General features: G+C 67.0%; 1 pseudogene. It reads right to left on the bottom strand.

Annotation, left to right across the window (positions count from 1 at the left end):
- Window positions 1-443: pseudogene (locus KCG87_RS27365) on the bottom strand (toxin); the annotation flags it as partial.

Below are 443 nucleotides of genomic sequence, written 5' to 3'. Positions count from 1 at the left end.
GTCGAGTGCGTGTCGAGCAACACGTCCTGCCAGTCGTGGTCGCCGGCCAGCAGCAGTTGCAACTGCTTGAGCTGACCGGCGACGTCGTAGCGCGATTGCTGGCGGTGGCCGCCGGCGTCGGTCTGCTCCAGCATCGCGCCCAACGGGCTGAAAATGCGCTGGCTGACAAACACCCGGGCGTCGGTAAAGGTGCGGCTTTCGCGCAGTGGCTGCCCGGCCAGGCTGTAGCTGTCCAGGTGCAGGCTGCCGGACGGGTCGAACTGTTCCAGTAATTGACCGCGCTGGTTGTGATCGGGCGGGGCACTGGCATCGGCATAGGTGAAGGTGTCGCTGAGCGGGTCGACGCTGTTGCTGATCGCCACCAGGCGCAGCAGCTCATCGTAGCGGCTGCTCCAGTGCACGCCGCGCGCGTCCCAGCGCTGCAAGGTTTGCCCGGCCAGCCC

Source organism: Pseudomonas sp. MWU347, assembly GCF_017947305.1.
GTDB classification, from domain to species: domain Bacteria; phylum Pseudomonadota; class Gammaproteobacteria; order Pseudomonadales; family Pseudomonadaceae; genus Aquipseudomonas; species Aquipseudomonas putida_A.
This window is presented reverse-complemented; position numbering and strand designations above follow the sequence as displayed.